16 protein-coding genes are annotated in these 15799 nt (G+C 71.5%); 13 read left to right on the top strand and 3 right to left on the bottom strand.

Features of this window, described 5'->3' with window-relative positions; genetic code table 11:
* Window positions 1-131 precede the first annotated feature (131 nt).
* The 6 genes from LSF15_RS01275 to LSF15_RS01250 are packed head-to-tail and all read left to right on the top strand — an operon-like array spanning window position 132 to window position 4308.
* Window positions 132-920 (top strand): SDR family NAD(P)-dependent oxidoreductase, encoded by a 789-nt coding sequence (locus tag LSF15_RS01275; RefSeq protein ID WP_232496711.1) that lies wholly within the window; start codon window positions 132-134, stop codon window positions 918-920.
* Window positions 917-1732, top strand: coding sequence for a potassium channel family protein (locus tag LSF15_RS01270; RefSeq protein WP_232496710.1), 816 nt, complete (start codon window positions 917-919; stop codon window positions 1730-1732). The genes LSF15_RS01275 and LSF15_RS01270 overlap by 4 nt, the downstream gene beginning before the upstream one ends.
* A 9-nt stretch (window positions 1733-1741) precedes the next feature.
* The gene (locus LSF15_RS01265; RefSeq protein WP_232496709.1) at window positions 1742-2266 is read left to right on the top strand and encodes a phosphoribosyltransferase; all 525 of its coding nucleotides are present in this window, start codon (window positions 1742-1744) and stop codon (window positions 2264-2266) included.
* Window positions 2263-2982 carry a Type 1 glutamine amidotransferase-like domain-containing protein gene (locus LSF15_RS01260; RefSeq protein WP_232496708.1) on the top strand — a complete coding sequence of 240 codons (720 nt, stop codon included), beginning with the start codon at window positions 2263-2265 and terminating at the stop codon, window positions 2980-2982. Before LSF15_RS01265 ends, LSF15_RS01260 begins: the two co-directional genes overlap by 4 nt.
* The gene (locus LSF15_RS01255; protein ID WP_232496707.1) at window positions 2983-3681 is read left to right on the top strand and encodes a uracil-DNA glycosylase; all 699 of its coding nucleotides are present in this window, start codon (window positions 2983-2985) and stop codon (window positions 3679-3681) included.
* Window positions 3682-3729: 48 nt separating this feature from the next.
* A complete protein-coding gene (locus LSF15_RS01250) occupies window positions 3730-4308 on the top strand; it encodes a GNAT family N-acetyltransferase (protein WP_232496706.1) in 579 nt (192 codons plus the stop codon).
* A 23-nt stretch (window positions 4309-4331) separates the two neighbouring features.
* Here the strand turns inward: LSF15_RS01250 and LSF15_RS01245 are convergent, their stop codons facing one another.
* Window positions 4332-4964, bottom strand: coding sequence for a hypothetical protein (locus LSF15_RS01245; RefSeq protein WP_232496705.1), 633 nt, complete (start codon window positions 4962-4964; stop codon window positions 4332-4334).
* Window positions 4965-5013: 49 nt separating this feature from the next.
* Here LSF15_RS01245 and LSF15_RS01240 point away from each other — a divergent pair, with 49 nt between their 5' ends.
* The 5 genes from LSF15_RS01240 to LSF15_RS01220 all read left to right on the top strand — a co-directional run bounded on the left by LSF15_RS01240 (window position 5014) and on the right by LSF15_RS01220 (window position 11419).
* Window positions 5014-6435, top strand: coding sequence for an amidase (locus LSF15_RS01240; RefSeq protein WP_232496704.1), 1422 nt, complete (start codon window positions 5014-5016; stop codon window positions 6433-6435).
* Between the two features lie 46 nt (window positions 6436-6481).
* The gene (locus LSF15_RS01235; protein ID WP_232496703.1) at window positions 6482-7357 is read left to right on the top strand and encodes an ABC transporter ATP-binding protein; all 876 of its coding nucleotides are present in this window, start codon (window positions 6482-6484) and stop codon (window positions 7355-7357) included.
* A gap of 84 nt (window positions 7358-7441) precedes the next feature.
* A complete protein-coding gene (locus tag LSF15_RS01230) occupies window positions 7442-8407 on the top strand; it encodes an ABC transporter substrate-binding protein (RefSeq protein ID WP_232496702.1) in 966 nt (321 codons plus the stop codon).
* Complete coding sequence (locus tag LSF15_RS01225; RefSeq protein WP_269756067.1) at window positions 8379-10469, top strand: iron ABC transporter permease; 2091 nt, start codon at window positions 8379-8381, stop codon at window positions 10467-10469. The genes LSF15_RS01230 and LSF15_RS01225 overlap by 29 nt, the downstream gene beginning before the upstream one ends.
* Before the next feature lie 38 nt (window positions 10470-10507).
* Window positions 10508-11419 (top strand): siderophore-interacting protein, encoded by a 912-nt coding sequence (locus LSF15_RS01220; protein ID WP_232496700.1) that lies wholly within the window; start codon window positions 10508-10510, stop codon window positions 11417-11419.
* On the opposite strand, the gene LSF15_RS01215 is transcribed toward LSF15_RS01220, so the two are convergent.
* The gene (locus tag LSF15_RS01215; RefSeq protein ID WP_232496962.1) at window positions 11382-11774 is read right to left on the bottom strand and encodes a Fe-S oxidoreductase; all 393 of its coding nucleotides are present in this window, start codon (window positions 11772-11774) and stop codon (window positions 11382-11384) included. The two genes, LSF15_RS01220 and LSF15_RS01215, sit on opposite strands and share 38 nt — an antisense overlap.
* A 47-nt stretch (window positions 11775-11821) precedes the next feature.
* Window positions 11822-13354, bottom strand: coding sequence for a dihydrolipoyl dehydrogenase family protein (locus tag LSF15_RS01210; protein ID WP_232496699.1), 1533 nt, complete (start codon window positions 13352-13354; stop codon window positions 11822-11824).
* A 193-nt stretch (window positions 13355-13547) separates the two neighbouring features.
* On the opposite strand from LSF15_RS01210, the gene LSF15_RS01205 reads away from it, so the two are divergent.
* Together LSF15_RS01205 and lepB are read left to right on the top strand one after the other, a co-directional pair.
* Window positions 13548-15230, top strand: a complete 1683-nt coding sequence (locus LSF15_RS01205; protein WP_232496698.1) for a multicopper oxidase family protein — start codon at window positions 13548-13550, stop codon at window positions 15228-15230.
* Window positions 15208-15795, top strand: coding sequence for a signal peptidase I (gene lepB / locus LSF15_RS01200; RefSeq protein WP_232496697.1), 588 nt, complete (start codon window positions 15208-15210; stop codon window positions 15793-15795). The genes LSF15_RS01205 and lepB overlap by 23 nt, the downstream gene beginning before the upstream one ends.
* The last annotated feature ends 4 nt before the right edge of the window (window positions 15796-15799 follow it).

Genomic DNA, 15799 nt, shown 5'->3' with positions numbered 1-15799 from the left:
CCAGTCTCTCGCATCCGTGGGTGGGTTGAGGAGCGACGGACGAGCGTCTCGAAACCCTGCGATGCGGGCGGCCGGGTTTCGAGACGGTCGCTGCGCTCCCTCCTCAACCCGCGAGCGTGCAGAATGGGCGCATGAGTGTGCTGCGAGCCGTCGTGACGGGTGCGAGTTCGGGGATCGGCGCGGCGACCGTGCGCGCCCTGCGAGCGGCCGGTTGGGACGTCGTCGGCGTCGCCCGGCGCGAGGATCGCCTTCGCGAGCTCGAGGCCGAGACCGGGGCATCCGTCTTCGTCGCCGACCTCACGAAGCAGGTCGACGTCGACCGCCTGCGAGATCACCTCGCGGCGACCGGGGGAGTGCACGCGCTCGTCAACAACGCCGGCGGCGCGAAGGGGCTCGACACCGTCGAGGCGTCGGAGATCGACGACTGGGCATGGATGTTCGAGGTCAACGTGCTCGCGCTCAAGCGGGTCACGAGCGCGCTGCTGCCACTGCTTCGGCGCGGCGCCGTCGAGCGCGGCGTCGCCGACATCGTCAACATCACGTCGATCGCCGGCCACACCGCCTACGCCGGCGGCGGGGGATACAACGCGGCGAAGTTCGCCGCGCACGCACTCACCGAGGTGCTGCGACTCGAGCTCAACGGCGAACCGCTGCGGGTCATCGAGGTGGCGCCGGGCATGGTGCGCACCGACGAGTTCGCCCTCGTGCGCTTCGGCGGCGATCGCGCCCGCGCCGACGCGGTCTACGAGGGCGTCCCCGATCCGCTCGTCGCCGAGGACATCGCCGGCGTCGTCGTCGACGCCGTGCTCAAGCCCCGTCACGTCGACCTCGACCTCATCGTCGTCAAGCCCGTCGCGCAGGCGGCGCCCTACCGAGTCGCGAAGGGCGACCTGATGGTGCGCTCGGAGACCACGCGATGAACCTCCGGGGGAAGTCGGAGGGCGACCCGGCGACGCATCGACGCACGCGCTACGTCGACGCGACCGGGCGCACCCTCGCGTTGCTCGGCGTGGTGTTCGTCGTGGCCTACACGGTCTTCGTGCTGTGGCCCGATCGACCACGGGGTGTCACCTCGATCATGATCTTCGTGCTGGTCGCCACGTGGGTGATCTTCGTCGTCGATGTCGTCATCCGCATCGCGCTCACGCCGCGCGGTCGACGATGGCACTACGCCTGGCACCATCCGCTCGAGGTGCTCTCGGCGATCCTGCCGGTGTTCCGCGCGCTCCGCGTCGTCGGCCTCCTGCAGGAGCTCCCGGTGCTGAAACGCCACACGCCGACCGCGGTGCGGGCGCAGTTCATCATCCTCGCGCTCGCGTACGCGTGCGCGTGGGTGTTCTTCCTCGCACTCGCGACGCTGCAGGCCGAGCGAGGCGCCCCGGGCGCGAACATCGAGACCTTCGGCGACGCGATCTGGTGGGCGATCGTCACGATCGCGACGGTCGGGTACGGGGACCTGTACCCCGTGACGTCGGCGGGCAGGTTCTACGCGGTGCTGCTCATGGCCGGGGGCATCGCGATCGTGGGCACGGCCTCGGCGACGATCATCTCGTACCTCAACGAGAAGGTGGCCGGGCTGCGGCACCAGGGCGAGGGCGAGGCGGCCGGCACCCTCGCGGCCCCGCCGTCGCTCTCGACGGGCGAGCAGCCCGACGCGTCGGCCACGGCCATTCTGCCGCCCGTCGCCGTTCCCGAAGCCGAGCCGAAGCGACCGGCCGGGGGCGCCGGGTAGCCTGTCGGGATGACCTTCGATGCGAATGACGCCGCTTCGGGCGTCGACGGGATCCGCCGCGAGATCCTCAGCTGGAACGAGTTCGGCGAGGCGGCCCGAACGCTCGCGAGCGATGTGCTCGCCGCCGGATTCCGCCCCGACGTCGTGATCGCGATCGCGCGCGGCGGGCTGCTGCTCGCCGGAGCGATCTCGTACGCGCTCGGCACGAAGGCCTGCGGGTCGATCAACGTCGAGTTCTACTCGGGCATCGACGAGCGCCTGCCCGAGCCCGTGCTGCACCCGCCGATGCTCGACGCGCCCGCACTCAGCGGCAAGCGCGTGCTGCTCGTCGACGACGTGTCCGACTCGGGCCGAACCCTCGCGAAGGTGCTGCGCCTGCTCACCGACGAGGGCGCCGAGGTGCGCACGGCGACGCTCTACACGAAGTCGCACACCGTGCTGGTGCCCGATTTCGACTACCGCAAGACCGACGACTGGATCATCTTCCCGTGGTCGTCGCTGCCGCCCGTCACGAACAGCGAGGGCGCCGCGTGAGCGTGCACCTCGTCGGCGGCGGATGGGCCGACCGGCCCGATGGCGCGGTGTTCGGCAGCTTCCTGTCGGAAGCATCGGCGCGGGGGTCGGCGGCGGGCAGGGCGACGCCCCGCATCGCCGTCATCGCGGTGCGCGACGCAGACGGTGATGAACACGCCGCGAACCTCGTGGCCGCCGCGACCGCCGCTGGCGAGTTCGAGGCGCACATCACCGCGGTCGGGCCCGACGCGCCGATCCCGCCGACGGCGTTCGCCGACGTCGACGGGATCCTCATCGGCGGCGGCCTCACGCCGGCATATCGCGAATCGCTCGAGCCGCACTTCGGCGAACTGCGGCGGCAGGTCGCCTCAGGGGTGCCGTTCCTCGGGTTCTCGGCCGGCGCGGCGATCGCCGCCGAGCGTGCGATCGTCGGCGGCTGGCGCATCGGCGGGGTGCCGGTCTCGCCCGAACCCGCCTCCGAGGGGCTCGACGAGGTGACCGTCGCCCCCGGCATCGGCCTCGTCGACGTCTCGATCGACGTGCACCTCGCCCAATGGGGAACACTGTCGCGCCTCGTCGCGGCGGTCGAGGCGGGCCTTGTCGAGGGCGGGCTCGGCATCGACGAGCACACCGCGCTCATCGTCGGCGACGGCGGCCTGCGGGTCGTCGGACCAGGCAGTGTGTGGCGGGTGCTGCCCGGCGAGCAGGGCGTCGTCGTCGGCACGATCGGCGCCTGAATGCCGCCCGCCAAGACGCTCGACGAACTCGCTGCCGTCGGCCTCTTCGACCCCGGGTGGGCGCGAGCCCTCGCGCCCGTCGCGCCGCGCATCGCCGCACTGGGCGACTTCCTCCGTGCCGAGATCGCGGCCGGTCGCGGCTATCTCCCGGCGGGCGACAAGGTGCTGCGGGCCTTCGACGCGCCGCTCGACGACGTGCGGGTGCTCATCGTCGGGCAGGACCCCTACCCGACGCCGGGACATCCGATCGGCCTGTCGTTCGCCGTCGACCCGCACGTGCGACCGGTGCCTCGCAGCCTGGCGAACATCTATCGCGAACTCCACGACGACCTGGGCGTCGCGGCGCCCGCGCACGGCGACCTCACGCACTGGAGCCGCAGCGGCGTCATGCTGCTGAACCGCGTGCTCACCGTGCAGCCCGGCACCGCGGCCTCGCATCGCGGAAAGGGCTGGGAGGAGGTCACCGACCATGCCATCCGCACACTCGTCGCGCGCGACACCCCGCTCGTCGTGATCCTCTGGGGCCGCGACGCGCAGGGCCTGAAGCCGCTGCTCGGCGACACGCCGCTGATCGAGTCCGCGCACCCGAGCCCGCTGTCGGCGTCGCGCGGGTTCTTCGGTTCGAGGCCGTTCAGCCGGGCGAACGAGATGCTCGCGGCCCAGGGCGCCGAACCCGTCGACTGGAGCCTGCCGGCCTGACGCGGCATCCGAAACCCGAACGAAATCTCGCGCGCGTAGGCTTGTCGCATGCTCGAAGAGGAATACCAGCAGCGTCGCGAACTGCCGCGGCACCTGCGCGCGGCGGCCCCGGTCGAGGCGCCGTTCGAGTACTCGATCCGCGAAGCGCGTGCCGCAGACCTGCCGGCCGTGCGCGAGATCTACAACTACTACGTGGCGAACTCCACGGTGACGTTCGACGAAGACGCGATGACGCTCAAGGAGTGGAAGTCGAAGTTCGCGTACCTCACGAAGCTCGGCATGCCGTTCATCGTCGCCGAGTCGCCGTCGGGGCAACTGCTCGGCTATGCGCTCGTGTCGCCGTGGAAGCAGAAGCGCGCCTACCGGTTCACCGTCGAGAACTCGATCTACCTCGGCCCGGCGGCATCCGGCAAGGGGCTCGGCCGCGTGCTGCTGCGTGAACTCATCGAACGATCGAGGGCGGCCGGCCTCAAGGAGATGATCGCGGTCATCGCCGACCAGGGGGCCGAAGCGTCGATCGCCCTGCACGAGAAGTTCGGCTTCGTCGAGATCGGGCGCATGGGCCGCGTCGGCTTCAAGTTCGAGCGGTGGCTCGGCACGGTGCTGATGCAGAAGGCGCTGAAGTAGCCACGCGATGCCGCGTCGGGGCGTCAGAGCGTGACGGTGAGGTCGCCCACCGCGAACGGCACGGCGATCGCGACGGCGAGGCCCGTGACCGCGAACAGGGCCGGGTGCGCCAGGCCGACGACCGCCCGACGCAGCGCCGGGCGCCCCGAGAGGAGCCCGTCGGGGATGCGGTCGCGCTCGGGCACCTCGGCCCAGCCCCGCGCCTTCGCCAGGAACCAGGCGCACCGCAGCACGAACGCCGCCCACAGCACGGCGATCACGAGGGGCACGATGACCGACATGACGTCGAAGCCGATGCCGACGATCTCCTCTTCGCGGCCCTCGGCGGCGAGCTGGATCGTCTGCGAGATCGCGGCGCCGACGACGACCGAGGCGCTCCACGCTCCCACGGCGATGACGAGCGCCAGGTAGCGCACGAAGAAGTGCGAGAACACCGAGCTCATCTCGTCGAAGTGACGACGAGGAGTGCCGCTCAGCACGACGACGGTCGCGACGAGCGAGGGCAGCACGAGCGCGGCGAGCACGATCCAGTCGAGCCATCCGGGCCAGTCGGCGGCGACTGCGGCGGCGAGGACGATGGCGAATGCGGCGCTCCAGGCCGCGCCCCAGACGAGCGGATGCCGCCCGACGAGCGTCACGACCCGGTTCTCGGTCACGCGCGCCATGCTAGCGGGGCGTGGGCTCCACCGGTCGTAGGCTCGACGGATGGAGCTGCACGAGCGCACGGCCCTTGACCTGCACCAGATGCTGCAGCGGCGCGAGATGTCGCCCGTCGAACTGGCCGAGCACTACCTCGCTCGCATCGAGCGGCTGAACCCGCAGGTCGGCGCGCTCACCACGGTGACGCCCGAGGCGGCGCTCGAGCGGGCCGCGCACGTCGAGCGCGACGTGCCGACGGCCCGACCGCTGTGGGGGATGCCGATCGCCGACAAAGACCTGCTCCGACGCGCGGGCGTGCCGTCGCGGTTCGGTTCGCGCGCCTTCACCGATTTCATTCCGGATGACTCGGACGAACTCGTCCGCGATGTCGACGCCGCGGGCGCGGTCAGCCTCGGCAAGTCGTCGACGCCCGAGTTCGGGCTGCCCTCGTACACCGAGGGCCTCGCGGGGCCGCCCGCACGCAACCCCTGGGACCTCTCGCTCGGCGCGGGCGGGTCGAGCGGGGGAGCAGCCGCGGCGGTCGCCGCGGGCATGCTGCCGTTCGCCCCGGGTTCCGACGGCGGCGGCTCGATCCGCATCCCCGCGGCCGCGTGCGGGCTCGTCGGGGTCAAGCCGTCGCGTGGTCGGGTGCCCTCGGGGTCGGGTCTCGGGGGCCTCGCCGGGCTCGGCGTGGCCGGGCCGATCGCCCGCACCGTGGCCGATGCGGCACTGCTGCTCGACGGGCTCGTGGCGCCGCTCGGCTACCCCGCCGCGCACCGCTTCGCGGTGCGGGCACCGGGCGGCGACGGCCCGTTCCTGGCAGCCGCCGTCCGGGGTGAGGGGCGGTTCCAGCTCGGCGTGATGACCGACTCTCCGTGGGATGAGGCCTACGAGATCGCGATCGACGCCGATGCGCGCGCCGCACTCGACCGGGCTGTCGCGGAGTTCGACGCGATGGGTCACGGCGTCGAGCAGCTGGCGCCGTCGCCCGAACCCGGGTACGCGCCGGCGTTCCGCACGATCTGGCAGTCGGGGGCGGCGACGATCCCGGTCGACGGCGACGATGAGGAGCTGCTGGAGCCGCTCACACGGTGGCTGCTCGAACGAGGTCGTCAGGTGCCCGCGCGCGAACTCGCCGAGGCCCTCGGGTGGCTCGCCGGCTTCGAGGAACGTGTCATCCGACGGTTCTCGTCGTTCGATGCGGTGCTGACGCCCGCGCTCGCGCTGACCCCGCGGCCGGTCGGGTGGTACGACCCCGAAGACGGGGAGCGGAACTTCGCGCAGCAGGTGCAGTTCACGCCGTTCACCTCGTTCGTGAACGTGTCGGGACTGCCGGCGATCACCGTGCCGGTCACCGAGACGGCCGACGGAGTGCCGATGGGCGTGCAGCTCATCGGACGGCCCGGCGGCGAGGCCGCGCTGTTGGCCCTCGGGGCGCAACTCGAGCGGCGCGTGCGGCGCTGGCAGCGTCATCCGCCGATCTGGTGACCACTCGAGTTGACGAAGTTAGGTTAGCCTCACCTATAGTGGAACAATGCTCGGTCTCGACCTCACGATCTCCTACAACGGCACGCCCGTCGTGCACGGCGCGGAGCTCCACCTCGAACCGGGCAAGGTGACCGCGCTCGTCGGACCGAACGGCAGCGGCAAGTCGACCCTGCTCCGGGCGCTCGCCCGGCTGCACCAGCCCGACTCGGGTCGCGTGCTGCTGACCGCCGGCGGAGACGCGCACACCGTGTCCGCGGGCACCGCCGCCGGCGAACCCGACGACCTCATCGCGCACGGCATCGACGCTGCGAGCCTCAGTGCGCGCGACTTCGCGCGTCGCGTCACGCTGCTCGCACAGAGCCGGCCCACGCCCGGCGGACTCACCGTGCGCGAGCTCGTCGAGTTCGGCCGGCACCCCCACCGCGGCCGGTTCATCGCGGGCGATGCGCACGGCGCCGCGATCGTCGACCGGGCGATGGCACTCACGGGCGTCGATGACCTCGCCGGCAACCCCGTCGACCAGCTCTCGGGCGGCCAGCTGCAGCGCGTCTGGCTCGCCGCCTGCCTCGCCCAAGACACCGCCGTGCTGCTGCTCGACGAGCCGACGACCTACCTCGACATGCGCTACCAGGTCGAACTGCTCGACCTCATCCGCGAACTCGCCGACGATCACGGCGTCACGATCGGGGTCGTGCTGCACGACCTCGACCAGGCCGCGGCGATCGCCGACCGCATCGTGCTGCTCGAGTCCGGCCGGGTACGAGCCGTCGGCACGCCCGCGGAGGTGCTGGTGAGCGATGTGCTCAGCAGTGCGTACGGCATTCGCGTCGATGTCGACATCGACGAACGCGGCTGCATCACCACGTGCCCCATCGGGCGCTACAACACGCGGCAACGCGTCGAACAACTCGCCGTCGCCTAGCGGCGGCTCACCCCCACCACCCCCCCCGCACGGGACACCCATGCCCGCGCGCCGATCCGTGAGGACACCATGAGAAGCACCACCATGAACCGGGCTGCCATCGCTGGGACCGCCGTTGCTGCGGCATCCGTGCTGCTGCTCACCGGCTGCGGCGCGACTGAAGAGCCGGCCGCCGCCGGCGGCGACGCGGCCATCTCGATCGTCGACGACCGCGGCGAGACGATCGAGCTCGGCGCCCCCGCCGAGCAGGTCGTGGCGCTCGAGTGGAACACGGCCGAGAACCTCGTGACGCTCGGCGTGATGCCGGTCGGCGTCGCCGATGTCGAGGGGTACAGCGCCTGGGTGCAGTCCGAGTCGCTCGACGACAGCGTCACTGATGTCGGCATGCGCGGTGAGCCGTCGGTCGACGCGATCGCCGGCCTCGCGCCCGACCTCGTGCTCACCACGACCGACCTGCCCGAGACGGTGATCGCGCAGATCGAGGAGTTCGCGCCCGTGCTCGTCGTGCGCGGCGCCGACGCGTCGAACCCGATCGGCCAGATGGAGTCGAACCTCGAGCGCATCGCGACCGCCACGGGCACCGATGACGAGGCCGACGCCGTGCTGGCCGAGTTCGACGCCAAGGTCGCCGAGGGCAAGGCGGCACTCGAGGAGGCCGGGCTCGCCGGGACCGCGTTCATGATGAGCGACTCGTGGGCCAGTGGCGGGCAGGTCTCGATCCGTCCGTTCGCCGAGGGTGCGCTGCTCACGGCGGTCACCGAGGAACTCGGCCTCGAGAACGCGTGGACGGGCGAGGGCGACGCCGACTACGGTCTCGGAACGACCGACGTCGAAGGGCTCACGAGCCTCGGCGATGTCGAATTCCTCTACATCACCAACGGCGCGGCCGACGCGTATGCCGTGGACCTCGCCGACAATGCCGTATGGACCTCGCTGCCGTTCGTGCAGAGCGGCAACGTGCACCGGCTGCCCGACGGCATCTGGATGTTCGGCGGCCCCTCGTCGATGAACGACTACATCGATGCGGTCGTCGACACGCTCGCAGTCTGAGCCGGTGACGGCGCCGGGAGGGGCGACACGTCCCCGCCTCGGCGCCGTACTGCTCATCGGGCTCGGAGTGGTCGTCGCGACGCTGCTCGCGGGGGTCCACGTCACCCAGGGCTCGGCGAACGTCGGACTGCCCGAACTGCTCGGCCTCGCGACCGGCGCCTCCGACGACCAGGCCGCTGCCGTGCTCGTCGCGTCGCGCATGCCGCGTCTGCTCGCCGGGGTGCTCGTGGGCGTCGCCCTCGGCGTCGCCGGACTCGTCATGCAGTCGGTGTCGCGAAACCTGCTCGCCTCACCCGACACGCTCGCGGTCAATGCGGGCTCGTATCTCGCGGTGGTCGGCGTCGCCGCATTCGGGGTCGTGCTGCCGGCACTGGGCGGCGGGCTCGTCGCTTTCATCGGGGGTCTCGCCGCAGCCGGCCTCGTGCTCGCGCTGTCGGCAGGCGGCGGAGGCGGCGGCACCGTGCGGCTCGTGCTCGCCGGCTCGGCGATCGCGCTCGCACTCCAGGCGATCACGATCATGCTGCTGCTGCTCTACCCCGAGGCCACCACCGGCCTCTATGCCTGGAACCAGGGCACCCTCGCGCAGACCGGCCTCGGTCCGGTGTCGCAACTCGCTCCAGTGGTGCTCGTCGCCGTCGCGGTGCTCCTCGGGTTCTCGCGCCAGTTCGACCTCGTCGCCCTCGGTGACGACACCGCCACCGTGCTCGGCGTGCGGGTGCGGCGCACCCGGCTCGTCGGCATCGTGGTCGCCGTGCTGCTCTCGGCGGCCGCGGTCACCGTCGCGGGGCCGATCGGATTCGTCGGCCTCGCCGCACCCGCGATCGTGCGGCTGATCGCCGTGCGCGTGCCGGGCATGCAACGGCACGTGCTCCTGATTCCCGCTGCTGCGGTCATGGGCGTCATCGTCGTCCTCGGCGCCGACGTGCTCCTGCGCCTCGCCTTCGGCAAGGCCGCCGTCGAGGTGCCGACGGGCGTGGTGACGACCGTCTTCGGCGCGGTGTTCCTCATCGCGCTGGCGATGCGGGCGAAGGCGTCGTCCGAGACATCCACCGGATTCGTGATCGGCGCCGGACTCTCGCCGCGTGGCCGGTTCCTCGTGATGGCCGGATCGGGTGTGCTCCTCGTCGTGCTCGCGTTCGTCTCGCTGCTCCTCGGCGACGCGAAGCTGCTCGGCGGAGACGTGCTCAACTGGGTGACCGGCAGGGCCGGCCCGCTCGTCGAGTTCGTCATGAACACGCGTGCGCCGCGAGTCGCCGCCGCCGTGCTCGCGGGCGCCGCACTCGCCCTTGCGGGAACCGTCGTGCAGGCGGTCTCGCGCAATCCGCTCGCGGAACCCGCGATCCTCGGCGTCACCGGTGGGGCCGGAGTCGGGGCGATCCTGGTCATCACGTTCTGGCCGCTCGCCACCTTCCTCGGCGTCGCCACCGGCGGGGTCGTCGGCGCCGCGATCGCCGCGGTGATCGTGTTCGGGCTCGCGCTGCGCGGGGGACTGGCCTCGACCCGACTCATCCTGATCGGTCTCGGGGTCTCGGCCGCGGCCGGGGCGATCACCTCGATGCTGATCATCGCGACCGACCCCTACAACGCCGCGAAGGCGCTCACCTGGCTGTCGGGTTCGACGTACGGGCGCACGTTCCCGCAGCTCATTCCGCTGCTGATCGTGCTGCTCATCGCAGTGCCGTTGCTCGTCGGCGCCCGCCGAGAGCTCGACCTGCTCGCGTTCGACGACGACACCCCACGGGTGCTCGGCATCCGGCTCGGGCGCGCGCGGCTCGGCCTGCTCGCCCTAGCCGTGGCCCTCAGCGCCACGGCTGTCGCGGCCGTCGGCGTGATCGGCTTCGTGGGGCTCGTCGCGCCGCATGCGGCGCGTGCACTCGTCGGTGCCCGTCACGCCCTCGTGCTGCCGCTGGCGGCGCTGCTCGGCGCCCTGCTCGTCACCGTCGCCGACACCCTCGGCCGCACGATGATCGCGCCCGGCCAGCTGCCGGCCGGCCTGCTCACGGCCGTCGTGGGCGCCCCGTACTTCGTGTGGTTGCTGTGGCGCTCGCGCCGCGCCGCCTGACCCTCACTCCCCGTATCTCTCGACCAAGGAGCCTGCACATGGCCAAGCCCGGTTACCGCGTCTTCGACACGATCGTCGGTGCGATCGAACAGCTGTCACCGCATTTCGTGCGGGTGACCTTCCGCGGCGATGATCTGCGCGACGTGGGCTGGGACGGGCCCGACCAGCGCATCAAGGTGATTCTGCCGCTCTCGACGACCGGCTTCGCCGACGTCCCGAGCGAGGGCGACTGGTTCACGGCCTGGCGGGCGCTTCCCGACGAGCGTCGCAATCCGATCCGCACCTACACGATTCGCGACGCACGGCCCGAACGCGGTGAGCTCGACGTCGACTTCGTCGCGCACGGCGACGGTGGGCCGGCGTCGCGATGGATCGGCTCGGCCGAGGTCGGCGATCGGATGCTGCTCATCGCGCCCGATGCGACCAGCGAAGCGCCCTCAGGCGGCTGGGAGTGGAACCCCGGTGCCGCCCGGACCCTGCTCATCGCGGGCGACGAGACCGCGGTGCCGGCCGTATCGGCCATTCTCGAGCAGCTGCCCGGCGATGCCCGGGGCGTGGCATTCCTCGAGGTGCCCGACTCCCGCGATGCGCTCGATGTGCGGGCGCCTGAAGGCGTCGACGTGCGCTGGCTCGCGCGCGGCGAATCGTCCGACAAGGCCGACGAGTACGGTGCGCGCCTCATCGAGGCCGTGCGGGCGTGGGCCGACGAGTGGGCCGCTGCGGATGCATCCGGGGCGGGCATGGCGGCAGCCGAGCTTCCGCCGATCGACGACGAGGAGATCCTCTGGGAGGTGCCCGAGCCCCGCGACGACGCCGACTTCTACGCGTGGCTCGCGGGCGAGGCATCCGCCATCACGACGCTGCGCCGCCATCTCGTCAAGGAACTCGGCGTCGACCGTCGCCGGGTCGCCTTCATGGGGTACTGGAAGCTCGGCCGCGCCGAGGGGTAGGCAGGTAGCCTCCGGCCTCGAGCCCGGCCTCGATCTCGAATCGGTTCTTCAGGGGATTGCGCCCGGCGAAGAGGTACAGCAGCGGGAAGAGCATGCCGTACTTCTGCCACTGCGCCTTGTGCACCGTCTCGTGCTCGAGCACCCGCTCGCGGGTGTTGGAGCCGGTGAGGTAGCACGCGCCGACGCACGAGCCGCCGCGGCCGTAGGTCCACTTCGGCATGCCGGTGAAGACGATGAGCCCGCGCCGGAGTTCGATGGGCCCCGTGCTCCAGAGGAAGCCCCAGGTGAAGCCGACGAGGGTCGCCCACCAGTATCCGGCGCGGCTGATGGGGGAGTCGGTCAGGCGGATGCGCACGGTGCGGCTGTCGCGCCCGACGCCCGGGCGGTCACCGAGCCGGTCGCTCACGCGGCGGCCTCGCCGTCGCCCGCCGTCACGCCCGGGCCATCGGTCGCCAGATCGTCGCGTCGGTCGCCCGATGCGACCTGGGTCGCCGGCGATCCGGGCCTGCCGAGCGCCTCGAGCAGGCGCAACCACGCCTCGCTGACGGTCGGGAAGGCGGGCACGGCATGCCAGAGCCGGTCGACGGGCACCTCGCCGACGATCGCGATCGTCGCGGCCTGCAGCAGTTCGGCGACGTCCTGACCCACGAACGTCGCGCCGATCACGGTGCCGGCGTGCGCATCGACGACGAGCCGCGCCCGTCCCTCGTAGTCGTCGGCGAGGATTCCCGCGCCGCTCACCGCGCCCAGCTCGACATCGGCGACACGCACGGAGCGACCGGCACGCTCGGCGGCCGCCGCCGTGAACCCGACCGAGACGCACTCGGGCTCGGCGAAGACGACCTCGGGAACGGCGGAATGGTCGGCGGTCGCCACGTGCGCACCCCACGGAGCCGTGTCGACCGGGCGGCCCAGCGCGCGTGCGGCGATGAGATCGCCCGTCGCCCGCGCCTGGTACTTGCCCTGATGGGTGAGCAGGGCGCGGTGGTTCACGTCGCCGACCGCATACAGCCAGGGCCGTTCGGCGTTGCCGGTCGCTCCGGTCACGAGCATCGTGTCATCGACGTCGATCCACGTGCCGGGTTCGAGGCCGACGGACTCGACACCGAGTGCCGTCGTGCGGGGGCGGCGGCCGGTGGCGACGAGCACCTCGTCGGCGATCACGGTCGACCCGTCGTCGAGGGTGACGATCACCTCGTCGGCATCGTTTCGGCCGACGCCCGTCACCGACGCGCCGACGCGAACGGATGCCCCGAGCCCACGCAGCCCCGCGACCACCGCGTCGCCGGCGAACGGCTCCATGTTGCGCAGCAGGCTGCTGCGGGCGAGCACCGTGACCTCGATGCCGAAGCCCGCGTAGGCGGTCGCCATCTCGGCGGCGACCACACCGCCGCCGATGATCGCGAGCCGCCGAGGCGGATGCCGCACGCTCGTCGCATCGCGACTCGTCCATGGCCGCGCGCCGGCGAGGCCGGGGATCGGCGGGATGACGGGGTCGGAGCCCGGCGATACCGCCACTGCGTGCCGGGCGACCAGCGTGAGCGGCTCGGTGCCGTCGCGCCCGACGATGACCCGGCGCTCGCCGGCGAGTCGACCGTGACCCCGCTCGAGCTCGATGCCGACGCTCTCGAGCCAGCCGACGGCGCCGGTGTCGCTCCAGTCGGAGACCCAGTAGTCGCGCCGTTTCAGCACCGCCGCGACGTCGAGGGTGCCGGTGACCGCCTCGGCCGAGCCGGCGACGCGTTTCGCGGCGCGCAGCGCTGCGGCGCTGCGCAGCAGCGTCTTCGACGGCACGCATGCCCAGTAGGAGCACTCGCCGCCGACGAGTTGGTGCTCGACGAGCACCACCTCGAGGCCGGCGGCACGCGCCCGGTCGGCGACGTTCTCGCCTACCGGTCCACCGCCGACGACGACCACATCGACCTCGCGTTCCATCGCCACTCCAGTCTGCGACCGTGTGCGGCCGTCGCGTCCAGCCTAGGCAGTCGACGCCGCCCCCGGTTCGAGCGGTTCGGTTCGAGCGCTGATTCCCCCCCCCCCGAACCGGGGATTGGGGGATCGAGCCGACCGGACGAACATGGAAGACAGGTGGGAGGGGGTCCCACCCGGCAGTTGGCAGGCGAGCATCATGAGTGTCACTCGACGTCAGGTTCTTCGGTACGGAGCAGTCGGCGCAGCAGGCGCCGCGGCAACGGTCCTCGGCGGTGCGGCCCTGGCCTCCGCGTTCTCATCGCGCAGCGATCTGGCGGTCGTGAACCACCACGAGGCGCTCGCGGCATCGGTGAGCCAGGTGGCTCCCGAGCTGATCCCGCGACGCTACGCCCGGACGCTGCCCACCGTGCCGCGGCTCGTCCCGTTCGCGACCGGAGTCGACGGCGAAGGACCGTTCGAGAAGTTCCAGGTCCGCGCGCAGACGTTCAACACGAGAATCCTCGGCGGAGGACTGCTCACGCCGCAGATCGGCTACAACGGCCTCGCCCCCGGACCGACCATCGAGATCGAACGCGGCACCCGCGTCGAGCTGACGGTGCGCAACCATCTGCCGGCCACGCACCCGACGTTCGGCCACCCGATGGACATAGCGACCCATCTGCACGGCTCGGCCTCGCTGCCGCAGTTCGACGGCTACGCGGCCGACCTGACGGTGCCGGGATTCATGAAGACCTATCACTACCCCGATCACCAGACCGCGCGCACCATCTGGTACCACGATCACGCCCAGCACGTCACCGCCGAGAACGTCTACTCGGGGCTGAACGCGCACTACCACATCCACGACGAGGAGGAGCGCGCCCTCCTGCCGCAGGGCGAGTTCGACGTCGCACTCACCGTCGACGACGCCCAGTTCGCGGCCGACGGGCGGCTGATGTTCGACCACCGCGAAGACTCGGGTGTGTGGGGCGATGTCATCCTCATGAACGGCGCGCCGTGGCCCGTGATGCGGGTCGAGCCGCGCATCTACCGGTTCCGCCTGCTCAACACCTGCGTCTCGCGGTCGTTCCGCTTCCGGCTGAGCAACGGCATGCCCGTCACGTTCGTCGCGACCGACGGCGGCCTGATGCCGCGCTCGCGGCAGGCCCTCTCGTGGCGGCACTCACCGGCCGAGAGATACGAGTTCCTCATCGACTTCCGTGGGTTCGCCGGCAGGCGCATCGAGCTGCTGAACAGCTCGAACGACAACAACCGCGACTTCGACTTCACCGACAAGGTGATGGCGTTCGACGTGCTTCCGGTGCCGCCCACGACGACGAGGCCCGACGGCTCGCCCGACCCGACCTGGAACACGATCCCCGGCGACCTCTCGACCGGCAACGCGGTGATGGCGCTCGACCCGGCCGACGCCGTGAGGGAGCGACGGTTCCGCGTGAAGCGCGACGACGCCACGAACGTCTGGGAGCTGGGCGAGCTGTCGTGGTTCGACATCGTCGACAGCGGCTACCAGCGGGTCATGGCCGACCCAGGACTCGGCGACACCGAGATCTGGGAGTTCGAGGGCGGCGACGGCTGGTTCCATCCGATACACATCCACCTCGTCGACTTCAAGGTGCTCACGCGCAACGGGGTTCCGGTGTTCGATTACGAGCAGGGGCCGAAGGACACGGTCTATGTCGGCGAGAACGAGACGGTGCGCCTGCTCATGAACTTCGGTCCGCACCGCGGGCGCTACATGGTGCACTGTCACAACCTGTCGCACGAGGACCACGCGATGATGACGCAGTACTCGGTCGGCTTGCAGCCCGGCGACCCCGACCCGAACGACCCCATCAACGCGGCGAGGCCCGTGCCTGATGCGGACCCGTCGCTGGCCTGAACTCCTCGTCGCCGGAGTGATCGCCGGAGTCGCGGTCGCGACGCCTGCGCCGGGAACGGATCGGATTCGCGTCGCGTCCGACAGCATGGTTCCGACCGTGCTCGACGGCGACTGGCTCACCGTCGGCGCCGTCGGGGCGCGGGGCGTGCAACGGCGCGACCTCGTGCTGCTCGCGTCACCCGACGACGGCACCTTGCTGCTCAAGCGTGTGGTCGCCATCGGTGGTGACGAGGTCGGAATCGACGACGGGGTGCTCGTCGTGAACCGCGCGGAGGTCGACGAGCCCTTCGTCGACTATGCGAGGGTCAATGGCGAGTACTTCGGCCCGGTGCGCGTGGCGGCGGGGCATGTCTTCGTGCTCGGCGACAACCGCGGCAGTTCGGTCGACTCGCGTGCATTCGGCGCCGTGCCGCTCGCCTCGGTCGCGGGCACGGTCGTGGGGGTCGACGTCGTTCGGACGCTTCCGCCGGAAGCGTCCGACGGCACGTCGGGAGCGGTCGACCTGGGCTTCTCGACGGACGATCGTGGATTCCTCCCCGTGCTGCGCGCACCGAGCGACCCCTGACCGA

It is taken from the genome of Agromyces humatus (assembly GCF_021228295.1).
GTDB classification, from domain to species: domain Bacteria; phylum Actinomycetota; class Actinomycetes; order Actinomycetales; family Microbacteriaceae; genus Agromyces; species Agromyces humatus.
Note: the sequence above shows the minus strand (reverse complement) of the source record. Positions and strands in the feature narration are given on the sequence as shown.

Coding starts and splice junctions, on each gene's coding strand:
- LSF15_RS01275 (WP_232496711.1), top strand. CDS start 132: ATGAGTGTGCTGCGAGCCGTCGTGACGGGTGCGAGTTCGGGGATCGGC.
- LSF15_RS01270 (WP_232496710.1), top strand. CDS start 917: ATGAACCTCCGGGGGAAGTCGGAGGGCGACCCGGCGACGCATCGACGC.
- LSF15_RS01265 (WP_232496709.1), top strand. CDS start 1,742: ATGACCTTCGATGCGAATGACGCCGCTTCGGGCGTCGACGGGATCCGC.
- LSF15_RS01255 (WP_232496707.1), top strand. CDS start 2,983: ATGCCGCCCGCCAAGACGCTCGACGAACTCGCTGCCGTCGGCCTCTTC.
- LSF15_RS01250 (WP_232496706.1), top strand. CDS start 3,730: ATGCTCGAAGAGGAATACCAGCAGCGTCGCGAACTGCCGCGGCACCTG.
- LSF15_RS01240 (WP_232496704.1), top strand. CDS start 5,014: ATGGAGCTGCACGAGCGCACGGCCCTTGACCTGCACCAGATGCTGCAG.
- LSF15_RS01235 (WP_232496703.1), top strand. CDS start 6,482: ATGCTCGGTCTCGACCTCACGATCTCCTACAACGGCACGCCCGTCGTG.
- LSF15_RS01230 (WP_232496702.1), top strand. CDS start 7,442: ATGAACCGGGCTGCCATCGCTGGGACCGCCGTTGCTGCGGCATCCGTG.
- LSF15_RS01225 (WP_269756067.1), top strand. CDS start 8,379: ATGCGGTCGTCGACACGCTCGCAGTCTGAGCCGGTGACGGCGCCGGGA.
- LSF15_RS01220 (WP_232496700.1), top strand. CDS start 10,508: ATGGCCAAGCCCGGTTACCGCGTCTTCGACACGATCGTCGGTGCGATC.
- LSF15_RS01210 (WP_232496699.1), bottom strand. CDS start 13,354: ATGGAACGCGAGGTCGATGTGGTCGTCGTCGGCGGTGGACCGGTAGGC.
- LSF15_RS01205 (WP_232496698.1), top strand. CDS start 13,548: ATGAGTGTCACTCGACGTCAGGTTCTTCGGTACGGAGCAGTCGGCGCA.
- lepB (WP_232496697.1), top strand. CDS start 15,208: ATGCGGACCCGTCGCTGGCCTGAACTCCTCGTCGCCGGAGTGATCGCC.